Here is a 22717-nt window from a genome sequence, read left to right on the forward strand (position 1 = left end):
GAGGGCGCGCCCGGGCGGCGCTACCTTACGCCCCGGGCTCCACTACCAGGGTTTTAATGACCAGCTTGAGCGCGGCGGTGAGGTTCTGGAAGTTGTTGTCGAGGTGCACCTGGCGCTGCTGCATGGCGGTCAGGGTGTTCTGAATTTCATCGAGCTGCTGCTCAATGGTGGTCTGCACTTCGCGGATGCGTTGCAGGGAGTGGTCGGGGTTGTCGGATGCGGGCATGGGTATAAGGCTTACCGGGTAGAGGTTAGCTGGTTAACCGGGATTGCGGCGAAAAGGTTGAGTCAGCGGGCGGCGCTTAGCTACCCGGCGTGGCTGGCTGCGCGCGGGTAGAGGTGTCGCCGCGTAGCAGGGCAATGACGTCGTTTTTGGTGGTAATGACGTCTTCCTGCGACTTGATGAGCCGGTGTAATTGCTCGTTTTCGACCTGCGTCAGGCGCAGTTGCGCCGCGAGCTCATGCGGAGGGAGGCCGCCGGGGGAAGCCGGGGCGGGGTCCGACTGCCCCTCCCCGTCGGGGGTAGCCAGGTGAGTTTCGACCAACTGCTGGAGCGCTTGCACCCGGTAGAGCAGCTCCGCTAGTTGGTCGTGCGAGCGCGAATCCATCGAGAGGGTGTACAGTAGAGTTTCGCGTTGTACGGCGCTGGGGCAATCCGTGGCGAAAAAAACCTGCTTCTTTCGCTGAAAAACGGCTTATTCGGCGCGCTGGCACCCGGTGAAGCGCCGGCTGGCCCCGGTGCCCGGGCGCTTGCCCGCCCCGCTACCGGGGCCGCTACCCGAGGCCGCATCGTCAGGGTGCTGGGGGTAGTTACCGGCTCAGGGGTCGGCGCGCTGCAACTGGTGCAGCAGCAGGCGCAGGTAGCGGTTGAGCACGGCCAGCAGCTTGCTGCGGTAGCGGGCGTAGGGCTGCTGGGTGGCGGCGGGCTCCAGCAGCTGGTGCAGGCGAAGCAGCGTGGTGGCGCGGGCCTGGAAGCAGGGGCCGGCTTCGCCGTGGCTCACGCTGGTGAGCAGGGCCACGGCGTGGGGCACGTAATCGGCCAGCGCGGGCAGTTGGGCGAGGCGGCGGTTGGCAGGCAGGGCCGCGATGGTATCGCGCAGCAGCAGCACGCGAAAGACCAGCGGACGCAGGGCCTGGCGGGTAGCGGTAGACAGGGCGGGCGTGGACACGCCCGTTCCTTAGCAGGAAGCGGGCCAAATGCGTTTTGCGGATGCTATTGAATCATCACTAGTTAGTTATGTCAAATTGCGGGGTGGTGGCAAGCCCCGGCACCACCGGCGTGGCCCTGTGCGGCAGCAGCTACTCGGACGTGCTTTTGTGCGGGGCGAAGTAGCCCTGGCCCAGCAGCCAGTCGGCCACGAGGCTCACGGCGAAGGTGAGGTAGAGCAGGGCGGCGGCGCTGAGCTCGAGGCGGCGCTGGAGCGGGCGGGTCATTAGCTACTACACCTCAACCTCGATACGGTTGGCAAGCTCAATGCGCGCATAGATTTGCTCACCGGCCATCGAGGTAAGTGTTACTGCCAGGGCAAATGGAATTTCTTCTTCTCGTTTCTCCCAGCCCTCATGAGCTGTTACAGCAAACAGAAGTTGGTCTGACGGCAGCTCAAATCCTTTTATAAAAGCCCAGTCCTTTTGCAAAGTGCTGTCCTGGCCTCTGATATTGTGAACGTAGTCATTCGTGCGTTTGCCTACCTGCCATGTGATGTTGTTGGTACCTGCCAGATTGGTTTGACGGTCTTCGCCACCGCTGTCGTTAGCTAAGGAGAATTTAATTCTGCCCTGGAACGAACCCATTGACTCCCCGAGCTTCGCCATCTGCCACTGTAAATGAGTGGATAGATAAGACCGTAAGTAACGACGAGTCCTGCGAGGCCGGGCGGCATAAGACAGCGTGACGTCAAGGCGATAGAGTTCAGTATCACCGGGCCGTCCAATACCTGGGATATTGATGGAATAGATTTTCGCCTTCTTAGCCGTGATAGTATCCTCGGTAATGAAGGTCACGCGAGACTCGTTGTTTTCAGTAGCCCGTTCCAAATCCGGGATGCCATACCCTAGCGTCCTGAAATGAAACAGTTTGTTTGACACAGCGTCATTTTCCGCGTAGTCGGGCCAACGTGCGGATTGGGCAATCAACGCGCGGTACAGCAGTGTCTTACTTGTTGGGAATTGAGCCTGTAATACAGCGGCGATATGAGTTACTTTGGGTGCGGCGAAGGACGTACCCACGACGTCACGACTGATGGCCGGATAGCCCCCAGCGACGGACGACACCAGTTCTGGGCTGGCATCTGGATGCGTTACAAAAAGCCCAGCGCTGTTTTGCACAGTATCGCCACCATATTCCACAACATCGGGCTTGACCATGCCCCACATGCCCAGGCCCGTTCTGGTGAAGGCAGAAGGATAATCCCTGTCGCCAAAGGAAGTATGGGTACCAGTGTTGACCTTGTCGAAACAAACCGAGCCTACCGTAATTGCTTGACAACTCTGTGCAGGGTTACCTATTCGACTCGCCGCGTCACCCAAATAAGCCGGGTAGGTATTTCTTGCCAAATGCTGAGCTAAGCCTACGCGTGTTGGCAAACTAGCGGTAGTTTCTATGTTTCCAGCGCATACGATGAAAAGCACATCCTCGGAGTAGCTGAGTTGGTCTATTTCAGCAGCCCACGCAGACATATGCACTAACCGGCACGGGATGGGCGTATGTACCGACATGTTATAAATGCGTGTCGGTTTGTGGTCTGCCACAATTTGCTGCATCAGTTCCGGCAGATAGACCTTTTTGTTGAGTTCTCCGTTGGGTCCTTCTAGGATGCGAGCATTTTGAATCCAGGCAACGGGCTGATATGTGCCAGTTGTAGGAATCTGATTTGGATACAGTATTGCTCCCGCAACCCGGGTGCCGTGCCCGCCTCCCGTAACAGAATCAATGTAGGATGTGTCGTATAGTACATACGAAGTTGACATATCCATTGCAGGGGCAAGCAGTCGATGCCCTACTTGCACGCCACTATCAATGACGCAAACCTTAGGCGCATCGGCTGCCGGCGCAAGGATGGTTGGATTGTAGTGTACCTCCTGGACAGTACCGTTGTTGTTTATGCGGGACGTTATGTCATGTTCCTTAATCTCCCACACATAGGGAAGATGGAAGAACAGGCTTTTAACGCCGCTCCCGGGAATTTTCACGCGACAGCTGGCGCTGTCTGCTACTTCTATTAGGCTGGATTCGATACTACCACCGTTAGATTGCACTACGGCTGCCAACTGCGCTTTGCGGGGCTCGCTTATAGCCTCGTATTCGTCGTTTTCCCGCTCCCAGGCGGCTTGTTGCCGGAGTGTCGCACCAGCGGGGGGGAAGACAGGCATTTTTGCCCCGATGTTGATGGAGACGTCTATCCAGCATTCCTCCTCGTCCTCGATTGTATCCCAGCGGGCCAGCAGTTCCTGGGAGACGACGTTTTCCAAGCTGCGCTCCCGGGTCTCCACTTTCCATAGTGCGGCTACACCCAACACGCCGTCGGTGCTGCCGGCTATCATCTGATTGAGCTTATCGGTTAGCTGCGGAATGTCACTCGATAAGGAGGCCGCGATTACAAAACCATTTTCCTCCTCCGAAACGATTTCAATACCCCATGCTTTCAACTGGTCATAGTTGAAGGCTTTGGGGTCTACCTGGAGAAACAGCGGAATCATTTCGCCTGAAGCGGTGAGCAATCCATCTTCTTCGCCTTCTCTTATAATTTCCTCCCACTTTTGACGGGCATCGTCCAACTGCTGCTTCAGGTTTCCACCGTGAGCAGGCATGTTCTCTCTGTTTCTGTCTGTTTGTGGGCTTCGGCCGCCACCGGATTTTCCTTTGTAGCTACCGAATACGGTATTGACAAACTGCAAATGTGGGAATTGGGGCATTGTGAGGATTAGGTGTTTTCGATGGTGGAAATTTCTTGGTAGGCCTGTTCGAGGTGTTCGGCCGTCACAAACTTATCATAGCTAAGTATGCATTGCTTAGCTGCATCATTCGCAATTTTAACCACTTGCGCAGCAGACATTCCTGTTAGTTTTTCGGCGAACCTATACAGGTAAATATAAGGGCTAACATCTATGCCACTGAGTGACCTATCCAGTAAGCGGACAATCTCATCAATGCCTGGACGCTTTATCTCTAATACTTCGTCAAACCGCCGAAATAGTGCCTTGTCCAGCGAATTCTCAAGATTAGTTGTAGCAACCAATAAGCCAGGCGCTTGATATTCTTCCAGCAAAAATAGGAGCATATTTACCAACCTGAACATCTCGCCTACGTCCTGGCCATATGTTCTTGATTTTGCGATGAAATCACACTCGTCAAGCAGCAAAACACAAGGCACATCTTTGGTGCTCTCGAATATAGTGCGCAGATTATTGGCTGACTCGCCTAAAAAAGAGGACATTAAGCTATCAAACTGCACTTTGTAAAAAGGCAATCCAATATCCCAGGCCAACCGCTCGGCCCCCATGCTCTTACCACAACCAGGTGCGCCGTACAGCAATATCTTCTGTCGAGGACGTAAGCCGTGCTCAGCCAACCGCTTTCGGGAAACAAACTCTTTTTCCAGTCGAGTGATGCGTTCTTCTACTTCTGGCGACAGTACCATGTGGTGGCGTAACTGCTCACGAGGCACCTCCACCATGAGCGGCAACTGATGCCGCCGGCTAACAGGTAGCTCGACTAACTTGTGTGTCGTAGTCTGCCTGCTGAGAGAGGTCGATGGAGTGATTTCAGCGGAGTGCTTGGTAGCACTAAGCATATTCTCCAGCTCTGCTACAAGTACATTGTGTCCCTTACGGCGCTCTTCATCCATGATGGAGCGAGCCACGCCTAACAAATCATTGTTGGGCTGGAGCTGAATGGACCGGAAGAGCCGTTTGATGGTTTCTGATTTCATGATTTTACGTGTGGGGCTGCTACTTCGGCCCCAACAACAATGACCGGATAATTCTCTCGAATTTAGTGAAAACCGGCGAAATTAACTAATTTTTTTAGGGTTTTAGTTGCGGGAAAAACAGGCCCGTCGGAGTTGCCTGTTATAGTATCAATTAGGGCGGCCGTAGCTGCTACGCAGCAGGTTGATAGTTTCGTCCTTCGCAGCAATCAGCTCATCCTTGAGCTTGAGCTGCTCACGTAGGTGGTCGTTGTCCTTCTGGGAGGCGGCAAGCTCACGCCGGCACTCTTCCAGGGTCACGTTATTGTTGATGGTGTTGTGGTTGCCAGTGTTGTTCTGAACAGTGCCTTTATTTTTTGAATTATTGATGTTGGTAGTCGTTCCGGCTTCAGCGGAAAGGAAGGGCTCACCTTCGCCAGTGATGAGCCAATGTGAATTCACGCTCGGAAAATGACGCAGTACTTTGGCTAAGTATTCATGCCTCGGCTCTGTCTGTCTGCTGCCTATATAGTTCTGCGTATTGGTCGGACTCTCACCAATCATTTCGCTAAATGCTCTTGCGCTTGGTGCATAGCTTTCTACCAGAAATTTTAGCCGCTGGTTGATAGTGGATTGGCTCAATTTTGATGCTATTTTGGTTTTGTAAACCAAATGGTGTGAACCAAATTTGGTTTAACGGGCGTATGTTTGCGTCGTGACACGACAATGCACCTGCAATAAAGCAAGGGCGAAATGAAATCACGCAAACACGATGGAAGCGCAAGCCGCCTATGGCCCCGGTGTGGCCGTGCCTGACTACCGCGAACTAGCCGCCCCGCTGGCCGCCTGGCTGGTCGGGCTGGGGTTTCAGGCCGTCGTCGGCCCCGCCCCCGACAGCCCCCACTATGTGAACCTCACGGCCCTGTGGCAGACCTCCACCGGCGAGACGTTCGAGGTGCGGCTGATGGCCCAGCGCGGCTGGGCCCTGTGCGACTGCCTCAAAACCATCGGCCCGTTCACCTACGCCTGTTTCGCCCGGACGCTGGTCGAGAGCCTGGCCGAGGTGCAGTGGCTGCTGCTGCGCAACTACGCCTTCTGCCGCGCCCGCCAGGCTGCCGGGGCGGATTTGCCCAGCGCCCCTGGCTTGGCCGCCGTGCCCGTCGAGTCGCATCCCTAAGCTCCATCACTTTTCTGGCTTATGCACGCCCCCCTCACCACTCCCCGGCAGCAGTACTACCAGCTCATGGCGCTGGTGTGCGAAGACCTGCCCACCACCGCCGTCGATACGCTCGTGCGCCAGGGCCACGAAGCCACGGCCGAGCAGCTGCGCGCCGTGCGCCAGAGCCGCAAAACGCACCTGGGCTGGCTGATTGACCTGGTGCGGGTGGGGCTGCCTGATTTCGTCATTCCCGCCGAACTGCTGCCGGTCGTGCCGGTGCGCCGGCCGGCCCCGCTCTTTCACTAGTTCACCCTTCACCATCTCACCTCATGCGCCTGAATACCGACCCGGCGACCCCGCCCAAGCTGCCCAACATCCTGGAGCTGCACGAACTCATCTCGCCCACCGGGCTGCTGCCCGAAAACCTGGTGAAGCTGCTGCCCGAAGCGGAGCTGGAGCGCCGCTGCCACGAAATCAACCTCACGCACCCGCACTACCAGGAAGAAACGCCGGTGGTGCTGCGCCTGGAGCGCGCCCGCCGGCAGCACCTGCGCGGCGGGGTGATGCAGGTGGTGCACCGCCAAAAGGTCGCCTGACGATGGGCAAGCAACTGTTTTTCCCGCCCATCTCGCTCACCGATGCCGCCACCGGCAAGCGGGTGCGCGTCGATTCGCTGCCCGCTGGTGCCGCCCTGGTGCCGGTGCCGCAGCCCATTCTCGGCTACGCCTACCAGCGCGGGCACCTCACGGTGTACGTCAACGGCACGATGCCGCCCGCGCTGCGCACGGCGCTGCAGGAAGGCTACACCGACCAGGAAGTGCTGCTCGTGGACGAGCTGCCAGCCGGCATTCAGGAAGTCGATTGGACGGACTGCCGGCGCGATTTCCATCTGTTGCTCCCTAAAAAAACTGCCTGAGCATGCACGCCCCCGCCCCCACGCCGGCCCCCGACCGGCCCCGCAACCTGGCTCCGGAGCTGCGCCCGGCGCTGGAGCGCCTCGGCTTCGTGGTGCAGGTAATCGCCTCGCCCGCGCAAACGCTGCTCATGGCCACGTGGCTCCAGGACGAGCACAGCACCTACCGGGTGCTATACATCTACCACGCGGCCACCGATGCCGACCGGCCGCTGAGCTACGTCAGCGTGCAGCACTGGGGGCGGCCGGGGGTGCAGGACCTGGTGACGGACACCCACGTGTGCAAGCTGGCCGAGGTGCGCCACTTGCTGCTCAACAACCGCAAGTACAAAGCCGCCCGGCAGGCCGCCCTCGACGCCGGCACCCTGCTCCCCGCTGACCAACTCGCTACCCGCTAACCACTACCCCCTGACGCCATGCTGCTCGACATTCCTTCCCGCCAGGATTTTGAAACCCTCACGGCCAAGCTCGACGCCGCGCTGAGCCTGCTCAGCCAGGTGGCCGCCCGGCCCAGCCCCGACGATTTCATGAGCCTGGAGCAGGTAGCCGCCTACACCGGCTTCGACCGCCGCACCGTGGAGCAGTGGCGCACCCAGGGCCGCTACAACGCCCAGGGCCGGAAAGTGTATTTGCAAGGCTACGAGTTCAGCGGCCGCTGGCGCTTCAAGCGGGCCGACGTGGAAGCCTTCGGGCTGGGCATCGGCGTACTCGAGCCCGCCACGACGGCCGGCGAGCGGCCCGCGCCGGCCAGGAAAGCACCCTCTAAAAAGCCAGTGCCCTCGGAAAAGGCGCTGCGCCGCGTGGCCTGATGGGAACGGCGCGGCACTTAGGCAGCTACCCGCTGCAGGAGCTCCAGCACGTCGCGCACCTGCGCCGTGCGCTGGTCCCACTGCGCGTGCATGGGCGGTTTGGTGCGCAGCTGGCTGCGCAGCTCCTCGCGCCGGGTGCGCAGGGGCTCGTCGGGCAGGGCGGCAGGCGGAATGGCGCGCAGGGCCCAGCGGGCGGCGTCCTCGGCCATGCCCAGGGCCGTCCAGTTCGTGGAACCCTCGGGCGTCAGGCGGCTCAGCAGAGTCCGGTAGGACTCCAATTCGGCTAAGTGGTCAAGCAGTTGCATAGCGAATAGGTACTAGAGTGTGAGCTACAAAGGTACCCGATTGGCCTGAGTAATAAATGTTGGCACTATTAATTTTTCCTTCTTCTCATGATTAGACTCTACACTTCCTGCCCGGCCGACCTGGGCGTGCAGGGCTTGGCCATCGCGCTGAGCCACAATTTTAATTTGCCGGTCGATGTGCTGCCACTCTCGCTGCTGCCGGCCCCCGATACCGAGCGCCGGCAGGCGCTGCGCGTCGAGCGCGCCGAACTCGTGGAGGCGCTGCAGCGGGCCGAGTGGAGCCTGGAGCAGTACCGCACCGGTCAGTGGCAGCCCGACGCCGGCCACCAGAACGGGCTGGAGTTCGACCGCCAGGCGTTGCTCACCCGCCGCGAGGCCATCGACCGCGTGCTGGGCGCGGAGAAGGGAGGGGTGGGCCGTGGGTAAGAAGATTCACAAGGACGTGTCGCTGACGGCCGCCCTGGCGCCCTACTTCCGCATTTTCGTGGCCAACTGGAACACGGACGTGGAGGGCCGGCCCACCACGCCTACCGTGGAAATCCTCTATGAGGAATCGGATGACGAGGGCACGGCATTCAGCCTCTGGTTCAAAAGCCGGGCCTGGGCGTATGCCTTCGGCGCTGATTGGGGCATTGCGCTGGTGCAGCACATCAATCCGATGATTGCGCAGGGTGTGAAACCAGTGGAGGAGGGGCCGGACCATGCATAAGTCCGAAGCTCCCGCTCTGGTCGCCACCGGCTGCATCACGGGCTGGCTGGCCTTGCTCACGCTTAAGCTGGCCGGCTTCGCGCCGGTGGCCACCTGGTCATGGTGGTGGGTGTGGGCCCCGCTCTGGTGGTGGCCCGCCTGGCTGCTGCTGCGCACGGCCGGCCGCTGGCTGGGCTACTTCATCCGAACCCGTTTGCTCCGCCGCTGATGCCTGAGCCGTTCTTTTCTTCCACCCCTACGCTACCCGCTGGTACTGCCTGCCTGGCCCGGCACGCACGCCCCCACCGGCGGGTAGCATCAGGCTGCCATCGCGCCCCTGGGCGCGGCCCCCCGGCCGGGCAGGTAGTGTATCTACCCGCCCCGTCGTCTAACTGAAGACCAGCCGTTTTCACTTTTCAGGTAAGGAGTGTTTTAACGTCACGGCTGATGCCGGCTCGAAGCCGGTCGGGTGCGCTATGGCCTTGCCACATCGGCAAGGCTTGGATTCTTATTGCCCATTCTCAACCTCTTTCCCTGTTTGTTATGATTCGCCCCGATTCGCTCAAACGTCGCATCAACTACCGCAAAACCTGGTCCCGCGTGGTGGGCCTGTTCAAGAACCCCGCTTCCATTCGCCCGGACGCGCTGCCGGCGGAACTGGCCGCGCAGCTGCTGCCGCGCTCGCTCCAGCTGCCCCGCCTCAAGGGCAACGTCTTTCAGACGCTGAAGGAAATCGTGACCATCCTGCTGGCCGAGTGGCGCGACGCGCCGGCGGAGCTGAGCCTGGCCATCCGCACCACCCGCACCTCGCTGGCCAAGCGCTGCGGCAACCTCGACCCCAAGACTGCCTACCGGCATATTCTGTGCCTCATCCACCATGGCTTCCTGCGCGCCAAAATCCAAATCAAGGGCGGGCTCCAGCTGCTGCTGAACCCGGAATTATTCGTGTTTGAGGAACCCGCCGTGCCAAGCAAGTCCCGTCCTGCCGCCGCCCCTGCGGTGAGCGTAGCGGCCCCTGTTTCGACCACTGCGGCCCCGGCTAATCCGCTGGCGGCGCTACGAAATCTGGCCCGGGGCCTGGCTCAAAATTTCACCCAGGAACTGCGCCCGACTTCTTAAAAAACTCAAAGCGGGCATAAATCCCAGCTTTATGCTCTAGGAACTTTCCTAGATGTTATGAAGCATAGGAACGCCGGTTTTCGGCCGACTTTTCCACCGGCGCAGGTGTGCATAAGTCGGGCTGGCTGAAAAAAAAATGACGGGGGGCGGCGCGCAGCGTCTCGCCCAGGCTTCCACCACGCCGCCGGCCGGCGTGGGTAGGGGCCGCTATTTCCAAAAAATCGAAAAACGACCATGGTACGCCTCTCGACCGCTGCCGCCAAACAGATTCCGCTGCTGGCCATCATGGCCCGGCTGGGCTGCCAGCCCCTGGGCTGCGCGGCCGGCGGCAATTACTACTTCCGCTCGCCCTTTCGGGAGGAGCAGACCGCCTCCTTCGTGGTGTGCGAGCCCAAAAACGTGTGGAGCGACTTCGGCGAGCCGCCCGGGCCGGGCCAGAAGGTCGCTGGCGGCGACGTGCTGGCCCTGGTGATGAAGCTCACCGGCGTGTCGCTGCCCGTGGCCAAGCTCACGCTCGCGGCCTGGTCGGCCGACCTGCCCCTGCCGCTGGCCCTGCCCCCGGCGCGGCCAGCTGGCGCGACGGTGGCCACCGGCCTGCGCACCTTCACCGACGTGCGCGTCGAGCCGCTCACCTGGGCCTCGCTGGTGCAGTACCTGAGCAGCCGCGGCATCAACTGGCCGCTGGTGCAGCGCAGCGTCCGCCATCAGGAGCACGTGCAGCAGATTTTCTACCAGGTGCAGGGGCAGCAGCGCTCGAAGCCCTACTTCGCATTGGCCTGGAAAACCGCCGGGGGCTGGGAGGTACGGAGCAAAAGTTTCCAGGGCACCATCGGCGGCAAGGGTCTCACCTGGCTGCCGGGCCACGAGCCGGGCGTGATGGTGTTTGAGGGCTTCATGGACTACTTCAGCGCGCTGACCTACTACCGCAAGTCGCACTTCCGCTGCACGGTGCTGGTGCTCAATAGCGTGAGCTTGCTCGGGGAGGCGCTGCCGCAGCTGCGGGAAGCGGAGATGATTTACTGGTTTGGCGACAACGACGCGGCCGGCATCCGGGCCCTGCACCTGCTGCGGCAGGCCGTGCCCTCGCAGTGCATCAAAGCCTTCAATGAGTTGTACCGGGGCTTCAAGGATTTCAACGATTTCCTGACCCAGACCAGGCCCGGCAAGCCGCTGCCGCCCTGGGGCGCGGAGCCCAGCCGGCTCAGCCAAAAGGCCGAGTTCTGGCTGTGGGCCGTGTTCAAGGAGCGGGCCCCGGGCACGAAGGAGGTGGATAATATCCGGCGTAAGTGCAGCTTTTACAGCTACTCCAACGACCAGGCCGGCCTCGACCAGCTGCGGCTGCTGCGCAACCAGCTCGGCGAGCAGCTGGAGTATTACCGCCTCTGCCAGCGCCTCCCCGGCCCTGGGCGCCCTTTCCGCATTCTGGAATATGCCGGCCGGTATAGCGTGAACCCGATTGTGACGCCATGAAACTGCCCCACCTCGACCAGCTCGTGCCGCTGGAGCGCGGCGAGGCCTGGCTGCTGGCCCGCGCCGTGCAGGTGCTTGTCGATGATGTGTACAAAGCCGAGCGGCCGGTACCAGCCTTGGAAGTGCTCATGACCCTGCCGCTGGCAGCGCTGCTGCGCAACTTGGTGCTGCGGCACCAGCGGGAGCTGCTGCGGCCGCCCAAGGCCCCGAAGCCCGGCAAGCGCCCGAAGCGGCCCAAGCCCCAAGTCTTCCGCGTGAGCTACGACCAGCTGGCCGCGCTGCACGTGCAGCGCCTGGCCCTGTTTCATGGAGGGGCGCTGTCGGAGCAGGAAAACCGCCAGCTGCAGGGCGTGGTAGGCAAGTTTCACCGGGAGTCGCTCAACCTCGACCAGCGGATACGCTTTGCTTAGGTGGCGGCGGCGGCGGGGGAGGGGGCGGGTTCTCCGGTTGCGTGGCCCAGAGCAGCGTCCCCCAGACAACGCCCACGCCCGCCGCCACCAAGCCCAGCCCTAGCAGCCGCTCGCGCCACGGGGGCCAGGCGGGGTACAGGCTTGGCGCAATCAAGCACCCCAAGCCCACAATGAACAGGGCCGCGATGAGCAGCAGCCACGCGAGGAATCCAGCTAAAAACATGGGGCAATAATACACCGCTCCGAACGGCTACCGCCCGCCCGGTTTTGTCGCAAAAAAAGTGCTTCTTCAACACCCCCCCAAAAACGGCCCTCCCAGGACCATTTTTGTCGACTAAAAATTGTCGCCCGAAAACCATCTGCTTTTTATGAGACAAACCCCCGTAGCGCTGCTGGTGCGCCGGATGGACTGCCCGGCTACTGCTACAGTCCTCCACTGAATTTACCCTTGTCCACCGCTGTTGCCCGGCCGCCTTATTTACCTCTTGGTCTATGTCTGTTTCTACCCTCCCTGGCGCCGTTGGGCCAGCCGCTTCCTCGTCCTTTGCGCCTGTGGCTGGGCAGGGTAGGTTTGGGCTATCTAAACCTGCTAGCGCCGTGAAACGAATCGACTTTCCTGTCAAGCCCCACATCTTAAAGTACCTGGTGGTGCATCTGAAGCTCCAGCGCATCGAAGGCCAGGAGTTGGTGCTGGAGGACTACGTGCTCAGCCGCACCGGCCGCTTTGGCTTTGCGCTTACCCAACTGCTGCGCAAGCCGGCCAAGTCGGCCCGGCACGAGGCCAGCGTGGAGGACTGCACGGCCCGCCTGGGCGTGAACCTGCGCAACTTCAGCGCCCCCTACTACGACCTGACCCAGGGCAAGCTCTCGGCCTATGCCGTTTTCCAGTTCAACGACTTTGTCGACGATTTCTTCCGGGCCGAGCTCTTCTGGTGGGTCCAGAAGGCCGTGGCCCTGCGCTCGACCATCAAGGATGCCATCTATTCGTTCATGGCCTTCTACGATATCCGCGAGGAGGACATTGCCTACGAAACCCTGCGCAAGGATGTGCAACGGAACGCCGATTTGCCCAAGCGGAAAAAAAACCAGCCGAAAGGCAAGAATTTTTCGGTGAATATGTCCCAAAAAACAGGCGGTTTGTCCCGAAAAACAGGCGGTTTGTCCCGAAAAATGGGCGTTTTGTCCCACAAGGACACGTTTGCCGCTGTACGCGAAGAGCTTATGAAGCTGCCTTTACCCCTCTTCGAGACCCAATTCTTCTATGCTGGTGCCTGAGTACGACCTGCGCAACCTGGTGCAGGTGCCGGCCGACAACCTGGGCGGCGTGGAGGCCTGCGTGTGGTACACCCTCGCCGCGAACCTGGTCAACTTCCCGGCCACCGGCGAGCTGGTTATCCGCGACTCGCTGCAGCTGAAGCCGGGCACGACCTGGTACCAGGCCCTGAGCGTGCGCCGCACGGTGCGCTACAAGCAAACGCCGAAGGCCCAGGGCCGGCACGGTGACCTCTACCAGCAGCGCCTCACCGGCACGCTGGCCCGGCACACGCCCGAGCTTGCCCAGGGCTTGGAGGCGCTGGAGGGCCAGGAGCTGGTGGTGCTCTACCGCGACCTCAACGGGCACGTGCAGCTGCTGGGTACGCCCGAGCAGCCGGTGAGCTGGACGGACGTGTACGACTCGGGCACGGCCGACTTCACCAACCGCAACAACTACGACTGGACGCTGGCGGCCGACACGGTGCGCCGGGCCCGGCCCTACCTGGGCACCTGGCAGGTGGCCGGCGGCGGCCTACAGGCGGGCATCGAACTGGGCGCCGGCGCCGGCGGCACCGTCACCATCCGCAACCGCGCGGGCCAGGTGGTGGCCACCGTGCAGGCCGGCCAAACCGTGGTGCTGCGCTCGGGCTTCCGCGTGGCCTTCTCTATTTTCTAAGTTATGTCGGGTCACAACCTCCCCATCACCCCCGCCCCCACGCTCACGCCGCTGGCCTTCATGCAGAAGTGGCTACTCAAGCTCGCCGATAACGAGTTCGAGAACATCGTCGAGGAAACCCTGCGCGAACTGGTGCTCGACCTGTTCGGCACCTTTCCTACGTTCAACGGCCTCACGGTGAAGAACGTGAAGGGGGCCACCTATCCGGTACCGTTCACGGATAGCCTGGGCACCATTCCCGCCAACTACCGGGTGCTGGGCATGCAGGCGATGGCCCGCAACGGCACGGACTCGGCCACGGGTGGCGCCGGTGTGACGGCGCCGCCGGTGTACTTCCAGTTGGTGAAAGACTCGGCCGGCCTGGTCGATGCTCTGCTCGACGAGGAGCTCAACACCGTGGCCACGACGAAGGCCCGTTGGGTAAAGGTCAGCGGCTCTGACAGCGAGAAAATAGCCTCCTTCCCGGTGCTGCTGCTGGAAGACCAGGACTACGTCGCCGGCGACATCCGGCAGTACACTTTTCCCGGTGGTCAGACGCGCCTGGTGCAATGGAAAGCCGACAGCGTGGGCTACTCGCACCCAGCGCCCACCGGCCTCGACACCGACCCCATCTACCGGAACTTCGCGCCCTTGTCGAGCGGTAGCGGCGGGGGCAGTACCACGTTTGCGGGCCTGACGGACAACCCGCTGGACAACCCGCTGCTTGCCGGGCTGCTCAACGCCCTGGCCGCGAAAGCCTCGCCCACCTTCACGGGTACGCCCACGGCCCCCACGCCGGCGGCCGGCAACAACTCCACCCGCCTGGCCACCACGGCCTTCGTGCAAACGGCCCTGAGTGCCGTGGCCGGCGGCATCCGCCCCTGGAGCGCCAGAAGCTACGCGCAGTACGAGCCGGCTTCCGCCGGTGGGGGCATCTTCGTGGCCAAATCGGCCCATGCCAGCACCACGAGCCCCCTGCTGGATGCAGGCTGGGCCGACAAGTGGGAGGTGCTGAGCCCGCCCACGGCCCTGCGCCTGCTCGATAATCCTACGGCGGCCACTGGCGATATTTTGACGTCAGTGACCTGGAACGGCCTGCAGGAAGCGCGCTGGCTGCTGCGCAACGGCCAGCCCCGCACCATCAACCTGCCGGCTACCTTCCTCGAAAATGTGACGCGGGAGCTGCACGTGCAGACCGACACCATCGCCGGCAACGACCTGTTATGGGCGTGGCCGGCCGGCTATACGCTGTACGTGGTGCAAGGCCGCAGCCTCTCGCCCTCGCCGGACAAGGACGGCCGCACCGGCTACACCGTGAAGCGCGAGGGCACGGAGTTCTGGGTGACGGTTGGGCCTAATTACCAACTTAAAGTATGAGTGCCGCTGCCGTCGTCGGCCACCACAGCCTGACGGTGGGTGGCCCCTTTGGGGTGTATGGCCTGCAGTTTGGCTCCGGCAAGTACGCCAGTGCCAGCACGGCCATCTCCGGTAACGCCAGCCGCACCTACCTGGTGTTTGTGAAGCCCACCAAAACGCTGGGCTACGCCTGGGGCACGGCCGTGATTCCCCTTTTCTGCTCCGGCACCACCGCCACCAACCAGGACTTCACCCTGCGTTACTATGGCAGCATCACGGCCAGCAGCTGCTACCTGGCCTTCAATGGCTGGAGCAATGACTTCAACCACTACATCACCCTGGAGGCGGAGGTCTGGACGTGCATCGCCGTGACCTACGACGGGGCGAAAGTGAAACTGTTCGTCAATGGCGTGCAGCCCATCAGTGGCACCGGCGTGCCGGCGGAGAAAGCCACGCCGGCCCTCAACACCGCCGTGGGCCCGCTGCGCTTCGGCACCGACCACAACGGGAACTCGACCGGCGCCACCTTCGCCGGCTTCCGGGTGGAGACCGTCGCCCTCACGGCCACGCAGATACAGAGCACCATGAGCACGCTGCTGCCACCACACGCCAGCCTCTACGCGCAGTGGCCCCTCACCGAAGGCAATGGCGCCAGCGCCGACGACAACTCGGGCAACAACCGCACGCTGACGCTGGTCGGCAGCCCGGTCTGGGTGAATTTGTAGGGACGTTTTCTGTCCTTTTTCGCGGGGGTAGCCGGGAGGAGCTTTGGTTCCTCTTAGCTACCCCCGATGCTTGCACTCGTCTCCCACCTGGCTGCTTCGCCCTGGCTCATCAGCCTCGAACACGCCCACTCGTATATGCCCCTGCTGGCCGGCCTGCTGCTGGGCCAGCAGCAGAGCCTGGCGCCGGGCCAGAACCTGGCCGAGCTGCGGGCCGCCGCTGCCCCGCGCGATTATGCCGTGACCGCTACCAGCAACGTGGTGAGCTACAGTGCCCGCGCCCAGGGGGGCGACAGCGGCACCGGCGGCGCCACCGATGGCATCCTGGTGCGCGTGCTGGGCGTGGAAGGCCCGCTGATGAAAGCCGACCAGTTCTGCGGCCCGCGCGGGCTGATGTCGCTGGCCAATGACCTGCAGCGCACGGCGAAGGATACCGACATCAGCGCTGTGCTGCTGCGTGTCGACTCGCCCGGTGGGCAGGTGTTCGGCACCCAGAGCGTCGTCGACGGCATCCGGGCCTGCCAGGCCGCCGGCAAGCCCGTCGTCGCCCTGTGCGAGGACGGGCTCATGTGCTCGGCCGCCTACTGGATTGGGAGCGCGGCCGATACCATCATTGCCACCCACGAAACCTGCACCATCGGCTCTATCGGCGTGATGGCCAGCTGGGCCGACGTGCAGCCCTACTTCGAGAAGCTGGGCGTGGTGTTCCACGAGGTGTATGCCGAGCAGAGCACCGCCAAGAATGCCGACTTCGCCGCCGCGAAGGCCGGCGACTATCAGCCGGTGCAGGCCAACCTGACGGCCATCGCCGGCGGCTTTCTGGGCGCCGTGCAGGCCAACCGGGGCGAGCGCCTCGACGCCAAGCTCTTCCAGAAGTCCGGCGCCAGTGCCGGCAAAACCTTCTTCGCCAGCCAGGCCGGCGACATCGGCCTCATCGACGCCCTCGGCTCCTTCCAGGATGCCCTGGGCGAATGCGTGCGCCTGGCGCAGGCGGGCAAAAAATCCTAGCCACTCCCTAACCCCCAATACCTTCCATGACACTCTTTGGAAAAAAAGACGTCGCCACCCTCACGCTCGGGGCTGCCATGCTGGCCCTGGTAGGCAAAGACACGGTCTCGGCTGAAGAAGCCGGCGCCGCCAACGAGGAGCTGAGCACGGCCGGCATCACCGGCGCCCAGCTCCTCAACCAGGCTTCCTTCAACGACCTCAGCGAAAAAGCCGGCCGCGTCGACGCCGCCGAAAAGGAGGCCGCTGACGCCAAGGCCAGCAACGAGAAGCTCTCGGCCGACCTGAAGGCGGCCAACGACGAGCTGGCCACCCTGCGCAAGAAGCCGGGCGCCACCCACACCACCCCCCGCCTGGCCGCCGGCCAAACCGACGTGGAGGCTGATGCCCCCGATGCCCACCAGCAGGCCATCGACGAGTTGCCCCACAACCAGGCGCTGGACAATCACCCCATTTTCGGCGGTAAGCCGGCCTAATCCAACGTTATCCGGGTCGCTTGACCCTCCTTATTTACCTTTTAATCAGTACTCTGATGCTCCAGATTGATGACATTAAGACCGAGTTCGGCGTCTATTACCGCGATGGCGGCCAGGACGTCGGGCGCCTGCTCCGTCGCCCCTTCATTCCCTCGCTGACCGAGGCCCTCTTCGGGCTGCTGCCCACCGACGACACGTCGTACCAGATGGGCAAAACCGAGCTGGGCCGCATCCTGCAGCCCTTCCAGAAGGGCTGGACGCCGCTGGGCACGCTCACGGCCACGCCCATCGTGCTCAACCAGTTCCCCATGAAGGTCGACCTGGAAGAGTCGCCCGACGTGCTGGAAACCTCGTGGCTAGGCTTCTTGGCCGACAAGAACCTCGACCGCACCCAGTGGCCTGTCGTGCGCTACCTGGTAGAGCAGCACGTCTACAGCCAACTCGACGAGGACTACGAGCTCAACGAGATTTACTTCGGTAAGTACGCTGCCCCCGTCGCCGGTGCGCCCGGCCCCGCCGGCACGTCGATGGACGGCATCCGCATCATCATCAACCGCGCCATCGCGGCCGGCAAAATCACGCCGATGGTGCTCGGGGCCATCCCCACCGACATCGTGGACTTCTGCAACTACGTGGAGGCGTTCGTGGAGGGCTTCAGCGCCCGCTATGCCAGCAAGGGTATGGAAATCTGCATGAACACCACGCTGGCCCGCCGCTACGCCAAAGGCCGCCAGAAGAAGTACGGCTCGGACAACAACTTCACCGCTCCCAAGCCCATCCTCGACGGGCTGGGCAACGAGTTGGTGCGCATCCCGGTGGAGTTCAGCAACCACTCGGTGGTGGGCCTGCCCAGCATGGGCACGTCGGCCAAAATCTGGGCCACGCCGGCGGAGAACCGCAAGCGCCTGACCAAGAAGACGGTCAACACCAAGCAGGTGCGCATCGAAAGCGCCAAGCGCCAGGTAGCCATCTTCACGGACTTCTACAAAGGCGTGGGCTTCCCGCTCCTGGAGGCCGTGTTCACCAACGACCAGGACACGGCGACGACCTAAGTCAGCCGCGCCCTGTAGCCCCGCCCGGGCAACCCGCCGGCCCATTCCTAGTGAGTGGGCCGGCTTTGGCGGCACCAGTCATTCTGTTTATCTCATTTATCATCAAATGGACACCAACGCCAACCGTACCCCCGAGGAAATCATTGAGGCGCTGAACAAGCAAATCGCCGAGCAAAACGAAATCATCAGTGGCCAGGCCGATGCCCTGAAGGCCGCTGAAACCCAGGGCTCGTCTTCGCTGCCCGTCATCACCCACGAAAAAAAGCAGTACCAGGTGCTGGCCAAGCAGTTCATCTTCGAGAGCAAGCTGGTGAAGGCGGAAGACCTGAAGACCAACAAAGACCTGGTGAAGGCCCTGCTCAAAGCCGAGGCGGGCATTCTGCAGCTGGTGGTCGAGAAGGAGGCTGCTGAGCCGGCCGCCAACTAGGCCCTGGCCACTTTCACTGAGTAGTTCAATCAATTTTTCAACAACTTACTCCACGACACATGGATACGTTTGATTTGCGCAACATGGGCGGCCCGAATGGAGCTGACAACACGCCCGGCCTGCGCGGCTACGTGCTGCTGGCCCGCGAGGACGCCTTCGCCACCATCGCCAAGCCGCCCACTGCCTTCGGCGCCCCTGGGGATACGGCCGTTATCACCACGCCCCACACCTTCATTGACGGCGAAGGCTGGTCGAAGGTGTATCTTACCCTCGACTCCAACCAACTCAAGGCCGACATCGTCGGCGAGCGCGACGGGCGCGGCACCAAAATCACCTTCGAGGGCTTCCACCCGGGCAACAAAGCGGCCGTGCTGGAATTCGCCCGCGTGGTGAAGAACCTGGGCCTGATTATGCTGGTGCCCGATGCCGATGGCACCTTCCTACAGGTGGGCAGCGAGGGCCTGCCGGTGGAGCTGGCCCCAAACTACGACTCGGCCAAGCTCAGCTCGGGCCGTCGGGGCTTCATCGTCAAAGGCGAAGCCTACGCCAGTGGCCTGGTCATCTACAATGCGGCCATCACCATGAAGCCGGCCCTGGTTGAGCAAGGAGGCTAAGCCGATGGCCAAGAAGACCCTTCCCCAGCTCCCGGCCGACGTGGCGGCGAAGTATCGCGCCACCATCGTGCCCACGGTCGTGATTCTCCCGACGCTCCAGCGCAGAATTGACATGACGAAGCTGACCGTGGCCGAGGCCGACGAGCTGGTGAAGCTAAAGGAGTTTCCCTACCTCGTGCTGAAGCGGCAACGCAAAAAGGCAGCGTAGGGAAACTCCCCCGAAAAAGGCCCCGGCGCGTGCGTTGGGGCCTTTTTTGCGTCCTTTTTTGCCGTGGCCGGCAGCGGCAACTTTGGGGCATGCAATCCGTGCCCCTCTCCGCCATCAGCGCCTGGCTGGCCTCCGACCGGCCCTTCGCCCAGGGCGCCGCCCTCTACGCCGCCGTCGGCCCGAGCGACACTTATAAGCGACTCTTCGGCCTGGCCGCGACCGACTACAGCCGCCAGGTGCTGGAGCGGGAGTTGCGCGCCCTGGTGCACGATGTGCCGGCCCAAGTTGCGGCCGTGGCGCCACCTCCACCGCCTGCGCCGCCAGTGGCCGTGGTACCAGCTGCAGTCTCAGCACCGGCGCCGGCTGGAGCCGACTCGCCGCTGCTCGTCGACGTGCGCCAGCAGCTGAAGGCCGTGCGCGACGAACGCAGCCACATTCACCCGCAATTGACGGGCAAGAATGTGGGCACCAAAGCCCGGCAGGCCGTGGCCCTGCGCATCGTGGAGCTAACTGACCAGGAAGTGGCGCTGAAGGCGGCCGAGGCCCACGTGCTGGCCCACGGTCGGCTCCCTGGCCCGGTGGCCACGGCCGACGTCGAGGACGAAGGCGAGCTGCGCCGCCGGCTGCTCAACCTGCGCAGCCGGCGCTCCCGGCTCCGCCAGCGCCCGGAGCGGGCCGACGACCTGGCGACGGTCAAGGCCGAAATCACCCTGATTGAATCTAAGCTTAAGTCGTTGAAATCGTGAACAACTCCCTCCCTACGCCCCCGCCACTCAGTGAGGTGCCGGGCGCTGACAAGGTGCCGCTGCCCAAATCGACGGCTATCGAGCGTATTTACGCCGCCTATCTGGAGGATACGCTGAAGGCCCTCCTCCCTGCTGACCGGCAAATGCATAGCGAGTTAGAAGCCGCCTACGCTCTTGTTCTGAATTACAACACGTTTGAGGATGCCTGGCCGCTATTGGCTGAACAGTTCGACATGAGCCGCGCGACCTGCTACCGGCGCCTGGCTGACGCTCAGAACCTGTTTGGCGACGTGAAAAAGGTCAAAAAAGAGGGCCGCCGGGCCATACTGGTCGAATTCTCCCGCAAAATCCTGCGTCTGAGCTTGCAGCAGAATGATTTTAAGAGTGCCTTGGCCGCGATGAAATTCGAAGCGAACCTGACCGGGCTGCTCCGGGCCGACTCACATGGCGAAGAGGGGAGGGGCACGGTGGGCGCCACCTCCTACGTCATCAACCTGCACGTGGAGGGCCGCAAACCGCGCGCCGTGGATATCAGCAAGCTCGGAGACGTGTCGGATGCCGACTACGAGCTGATTGAGGCGGCCGTGACGGGCCAGGTTATCGATGTGGACGCAATGGAGGTGCTGCTGGCCGACCGGCGCGCCCTGGAAGGAGGCGCGAAATGATAGACCAGGTCAAACTCGATTTCAACCAGGCCCAGCTGCGCTACATCACCGCCCGCGACACGAAGGAGAACATCAGCATCTGGGGGCGGGGTACCGGCAAGTCGTCGATTATCGCCTGGGACATGCACGTCATTGTGAAAACGATGCCCCGCTCGTGCTGGGTGATTGTGGGCTCGACGTACAAGCAGGTGCTCACCCGGACGCTGCCCAGCACCGTGGCCAGCCTGGAGCGGCTGGGCTATAAGCTCGGGCGCGACTTCTACATCGGGCGCAAGCCGCCGCCCTCGCTGAACTGGGAGCGACCCTTCCAGGGGCCGCTGAGCTATGACCACTTCATCATTTTCAGCAACGGCACCGGGTTTCACCTGGTCTCGCTCGATGCCGGCGGCTCGGCCAGCCGCGGCCTCAACGTGGACGGCTTTATCGGCGACGAGGCCCTGCTTTTCGATAAGCAGAAGCTTGATGCCGACCTGAGCGCCACCAACCGGGGCAACGGCCAGTATTTCGGCCACAACCCCATGCACCACGGCGTGCGGCTCTTCAGCTCGATGCCGTGGGGCGATACGGGCCGCTGGCTGCTCGACAAGGCCAACTACTACGAAGACCATGGTGTCGACCTCGTGGAGCGCCAGAATGCCCTGATTGACGCCCAGGTGCGCTTCCTGGACGCGGCCACTGACGAGGAGCGCCTTGACATCTGGCGCGACCAGGTGCTGCCGCTGATGAAGGCCGTGCGCTATTTCCCCTCGCAGCGCCACCGGGGCACCTACTACTCGGAGGCCAACGCCTTCGACAACCTGCAGAACCTGGGCCTGCAGTACCTGCTCGACCAGCGGCGCTTCATGACGGACTTCACGTTCCAGATTGAAATGATGAACCGCCGCCCCCTCACCGTGGAGGGCGGCTTCTACCCGCTGCTCAACCAGGCCGTGCACGTGCAGGAGTGCGCGGCCGATGATGCCTTGCTGGGCATGGTCGACGACAAGGGCCTGGGGCACCACCTCAAGACCCTACGCCGCCTGCAGGAGAAGCCCGACTCCCGTCTCGACAGTGATTGCCGTTCGCATTTGCCCCTGCGCCTGAGCGTCGACTGGGGCGCGCGCATCACCACCTCGCTCATTGGCCAGCCCCACCTGGACACGCGGGAGTATCGCTTCCTGCGCGGCTTCTACGTGAAGCACCCGGCTTTCATCAAGGAGCTGGTGGACAACATCTGCGACTACTACCAGTACCACTTGCACAAGGTGATACACTTCCTGGCCGACGAGGAGCACGGCGATGCCCGGCGCCCCGACTCGGAGTTCACGCTCAACGAAGCCCTGATGCGTGCGTTCCAGAAGCGGGGCTGGCGCATCGAGCGCTTCAACATGGGCCGTATCCCGGGCCACGCCACGCGCTACCTGCTGGCCCAAGACCTGCTCGGGGAGCAGAACCCCAAGCTGCTGCGCCCCCGCTTCAACAAGGATGGGTGCCGGGACGTGGTGACGGCCATGCTGCTGGCGCCCGTCAGCCAGGATAGTAAGGGCCGGATTATGAAGGTGAAGAAGAGTGAGAGCAAGGCCAGCTTCCCGGCGGAGCACGCGACCCACTTCACCGATAACGTCGACCTGCACCTGCTCAGCATCGGCACCGACGTGGTCAATGCCGCCCCCAACTTCGACATGCTGGGGGTATTCAGCACCTAGTATCCCTTTGTAAATCGTCTATTTGCCGTAGCTTAGTAAGATGAAAGCAGGGCTACTTATCGGATTGCTGAC

General features: G+C 62.3%; 33 protein-coding genes. 25 read left to right on the plus strand and 8 right to left on the minus strand.

What is annotated here, in order from left to right; translation table 11 throughout:
* Positions 1-25: 25 nt before the first annotated feature.
* The 7 genes from Q5H93_RS12230 to Q5H93_RS12260 all read right to left on the minus strand — a co-directional run bounded on the left by Q5H93_RS12230 (position 26) and on the right by Q5H93_RS12260 (position 5369).
* On the minus strand, positions 26-226 hold the full coding sequence (locus Q5H93_RS12230) for a hypothetical protein (RefSeq protein ID WP_305006816.1): 201 nt from the start codon (positions 224-226) through the stop codon (positions 26-28).
* Positions 227-302: 76 nt separating this feature from the next.
* Entirely contained in the window at positions 303-608 is a 306-nt protein-coding gene (locus Q5H93_RS12235) for a hypothetical protein (protein WP_305006817.1), read from the minus strand.
* Between the two features lie 210 nt (positions 609-818).
* A complete protein-coding gene (locus Q5H93_RS12240) occupies positions 819-1169 on the minus strand; it encodes a hypothetical protein (RefSeq protein ID WP_305006818.1) in 351 nt (116 codons plus the stop codon).
* 130 nt (positions 1170-1299) lie between these two features.
* The gene (locus tag Q5H93_RS12245) at positions 1300-1434 is read right to left on the minus strand and encodes a hypothetical protein (protein ID WP_305006819.1); all 135 of its coding nucleotides are present in this window, start codon (positions 1432-1434) and stop codon (positions 1300-1302) included.
* A gap of 6 nt (positions 1435-1440) precedes the next feature.
* Positions 1441-3915 carry a S8 family peptidase gene (locus tag Q5H93_RS12250; RefSeq protein WP_305006820.1) on the minus strand — a complete coding sequence of 825 codons (2475 nt, stop codon included), beginning with the start codon at positions 3913-3915 and terminating at the stop codon, positions 1441-1443.
* Positions 3916-3923: 8 nt separating this feature from the next.
* On the minus strand, positions 3924-4931 hold the full coding sequence (locus Q5H93_RS12255) for an AAA family ATPase (protein WP_305006821.1): 1008 nt from the start codon (positions 4929-4931) through the stop codon (positions 3924-3926).
* Between the two features lie 147 nt (positions 4932-5078).
* Entirely contained in the window at positions 5079-5369 is a 291-nt protein-coding gene (locus Q5H93_RS12260) for a hypothetical protein (RefSeq protein WP_305006822.1), read from the minus strand.
* A 310-nt stretch (positions 5370-5679) separates the two neighbouring features.
* Between Q5H93_RS12260 and Q5H93_RS12265 the strand changes: the two genes are divergently transcribed.
* The 6 genes from Q5H93_RS12265 to Q5H93_RS12290 are packed head-to-tail and all read left to right on the plus strand — an operon-like array spanning position 5680 to position 7788.
* Positions 5680-6084: a hypothetical protein gene (locus Q5H93_RS12265; RefSeq protein ID WP_305006823.1), complete on the plus strand. Its 405-nt coding sequence runs from the start codon at positions 5680-5682 to the stop codon at positions 6082-6084.
* Between the two features lie 21 nt (positions 6085-6105).
* Complete coding sequence (locus Q5H93_RS12270) at positions 6106-6372, plus strand: hypothetical protein (protein WP_305006824.1); 267 nt, start codon at positions 6106-6108, stop codon at positions 6370-6372.
* Between the two features lie 23 nt (positions 6373-6395).
* Complete coding sequence (locus Q5H93_RS12275) at positions 6396-6662, plus strand: hypothetical protein (RefSeq protein WP_305006825.1); 267 nt, start codon at positions 6396-6398, stop codon at positions 6660-6662.
* 2 nt (positions 6663-6664) lie between these two features.
* On the plus strand, positions 6665-6982 hold the full coding sequence (locus Q5H93_RS12280; protein WP_305006826.1) for a hypothetical protein: 318 nt from the start codon (positions 6665-6667) through the stop codon (positions 6980-6982).
* 2 nt (positions 6983-6984) lie between these two features.
* On the plus strand, positions 6985-7377 hold the full coding sequence (locus tag Q5H93_RS12285; protein ID WP_305006827.1) for a hypothetical protein: 393 nt from the start codon (positions 6985-6987) through the stop codon (positions 7375-7377).
* Positions 7378-7395: 18 nt separating this feature from the next.
* Entirely contained in the window at positions 7396-7788 is a 393-nt protein-coding gene (locus Q5H93_RS12290; protein ID WP_305006828.1) for a helix-turn-helix domain-containing protein, read from the plus strand.
* Between the two features lie 17 nt (positions 7789-7805).
* Here Q5H93_RS12290 and Q5H93_RS12295 read toward each other — a convergent pair whose 3' ends face one another.
* Positions 7806-8093 (minus strand): hypothetical protein, encoded by a 288-nt coding sequence (locus tag Q5H93_RS12295; protein ID WP_305006829.1) that lies wholly within the window; start codon positions 8091-8093, stop codon positions 7806-7808.
* Between the two features lie 87 nt (positions 8094-8180).
* Here Q5H93_RS12295 and Q5H93_RS12300 point away from each other — a divergent pair, with 87 nt between their 5' ends.
* The 19 genes from Q5H93_RS12300 (at position 8181) to Q5H93_RS12390 (ending at position 22645) form a co-directional block, all read left to right on the plus strand.
* The gene (locus tag Q5H93_RS12300; protein ID WP_305006830.1) at positions 8181-8519 is read left to right on the plus strand and encodes a hypothetical protein; all 339 of its coding nucleotides are present in this window, start codon (positions 8181-8183) and stop codon (positions 8517-8519) included.
* A complete protein-coding gene (locus tag Q5H93_RS12305; RefSeq protein ID WP_305006831.1) occupies positions 8512-8802 on the plus strand; it encodes a hypothetical protein in 291 nt (96 codons plus the stop codon). The genes Q5H93_RS12300 and Q5H93_RS12305 overlap by 8 nt, the downstream gene beginning before the upstream one ends.
* Positions 8795-9010 carry a hypothetical protein gene (locus tag Q5H93_RS12310; protein WP_305006832.1) on the plus strand — a complete coding sequence of 72 codons (216 nt, stop codon included), beginning with the start codon at positions 8795-8797 and terminating at the stop codon, positions 9008-9010. The genes Q5H93_RS12305 and Q5H93_RS12310 overlap by 8 nt, the downstream gene beginning before the upstream one ends.
* Before the next feature lie 314 nt (positions 9011-9324).
* On the plus strand, positions 9325-9900 hold the full coding sequence (locus tag Q5H93_RS12315; protein WP_305006833.1) for a hypothetical protein: 576 nt from the start codon (positions 9325-9327) through the stop codon (positions 9898-9900).
* A gap of 234 nt (positions 9901-10134) precedes the next feature.
* On the plus strand, positions 10135-11370 hold the full coding sequence (locus tag Q5H93_RS12320) for a DUF8464 domain-containing protein (RefSeq protein ID WP_305006834.1): 1236 nt from the start codon (positions 10135-10137) through the stop codon (positions 11368-11370).
* A complete protein-coding gene (locus Q5H93_RS12325; protein WP_305006835.1) occupies positions 11367-11780 on the plus strand; it encodes a hypothetical protein in 414 nt (137 codons plus the stop codon). Before Q5H93_RS12320 ends, Q5H93_RS12325 begins: the two co-directional genes overlap by 4 nt.
* A gap of 597 nt (positions 11781-12377) precedes the next feature.
* Positions 12378-13055 carry a hypothetical protein gene (locus tag Q5H93_RS12330; protein WP_305006836.1) on the plus strand — a complete coding sequence of 226 codons (678 nt, stop codon included), beginning with the start codon at positions 12378-12380 and terminating at the stop codon, positions 13053-13055.
* The gene (locus Q5H93_RS12335) at positions 13042-13710 is read left to right on the plus strand and encodes a hypothetical protein (RefSeq protein WP_305006837.1); all 669 of its coding nucleotides are present in this window, start codon (positions 13042-13044) and stop codon (positions 13708-13710) included. The genes Q5H93_RS12330 and Q5H93_RS12335 overlap by 14 nt, the downstream gene beginning before the upstream one ends.
* A gap of 3 nt (positions 13711-13713) precedes the next feature.
* The gene (locus tag Q5H93_RS12340) at positions 13714-15066 is read left to right on the plus strand and encodes a hypothetical protein (RefSeq protein WP_305006838.1); all 1353 of its coding nucleotides are present in this window, start codon (positions 13714-13716) and stop codon (positions 15064-15066) included.
* Positions 15063-15770, plus strand: a complete 708-nt coding sequence (locus Q5H93_RS12345) for a LamG-like jellyroll fold domain-containing protein (RefSeq protein ID WP_305006839.1) — start codon at positions 15063-15065, stop codon at positions 15768-15770. Before Q5H93_RS12340 ends, Q5H93_RS12345 begins: the two co-directional genes overlap by 4 nt.
* A gap of 66 nt (positions 15771-15836) precedes the next feature.
* Positions 15837-16775 (plus strand): S49 family peptidase, encoded by a 939-nt coding sequence (locus Q5H93_RS12350; RefSeq protein WP_305006840.1) that lies wholly within the window; start codon positions 15837-15839, stop codon positions 16773-16775.
* Positions 16776-16801: 26 nt separating this feature from the next.
* Entirely contained in the window at positions 16802-17248 is a 447-nt protein-coding gene (locus tag Q5H93_RS12355; protein WP_305006841.1) for a hypothetical protein, read from the plus strand.
* A gap of 56 nt (positions 17249-17304) precedes the next feature.
* Entirely contained in the window at positions 17305-18300 is a 996-nt protein-coding gene (locus Q5H93_RS24280; protein ID WP_305006842.1) for a hypothetical protein, read from the plus strand.
* 106 nt (positions 18301-18406) lie between these two features.
* Complete coding sequence (locus Q5H93_RS12365) at positions 18407-18727, plus strand: hypothetical protein (RefSeq protein WP_305006843.1); 321 nt, start codon at positions 18407-18409, stop codon at positions 18725-18727.
* 59 nt (positions 18728-18786) lie between these two features.
* Positions 18787-19341 (plus strand): hypothetical protein, encoded by a 555-nt coding sequence (locus tag Q5H93_RS12370; RefSeq protein ID WP_305006844.1) that lies wholly within the window; start codon positions 18787-18789, stop codon positions 19339-19341.
* A gap of 4 nt (positions 19342-19345) precedes the next feature.
* Positions 19346-19549 carry a hypothetical protein gene (locus Q5H93_RS12375; RefSeq protein ID WP_305006845.1) on the plus strand — a complete coding sequence of 68 codons (204 nt, stop codon included), beginning with the start codon at positions 19346-19348 and terminating at the stop codon, positions 19547-19549.
* 89 nt (positions 19550-19638) lie between these two features.
* A complete protein-coding gene (locus Q5H93_RS12380) occupies positions 19639-20295 on the plus strand; it encodes a hypothetical protein (protein WP_305006846.1) in 657 nt (218 codons plus the stop codon).
* Positions 20292-20960: a hypothetical protein gene (locus Q5H93_RS12385; RefSeq protein WP_305006847.1), complete on the plus strand. Its 669-nt coding sequence runs from the start codon at positions 20292-20294 to the stop codon at positions 20958-20960. The genes Q5H93_RS12380 and Q5H93_RS12385 overlap by 4 nt, the downstream gene beginning before the upstream one ends.
* A complete protein-coding gene (locus Q5H93_RS12390; RefSeq protein WP_305006848.1) occupies positions 20957-22645 on the plus strand; it encodes a hypothetical protein in 1689 nt (562 codons plus the stop codon). The genes Q5H93_RS12385 and Q5H93_RS12390 overlap by 4 nt, the downstream gene beginning before the upstream one ends.
* Positions 22646-22717: the final 72 nt, after the last annotated feature.

Source organism: Hymenobacter aranciens, assembly GCF_030580865.1.
Taxonomy (GTDB): domain Bacteria; phylum Bacteroidota; class Bacteroidia; order Cytophagales; family Hymenobacteraceae; genus Hymenobacter; species Hymenobacter aranciens.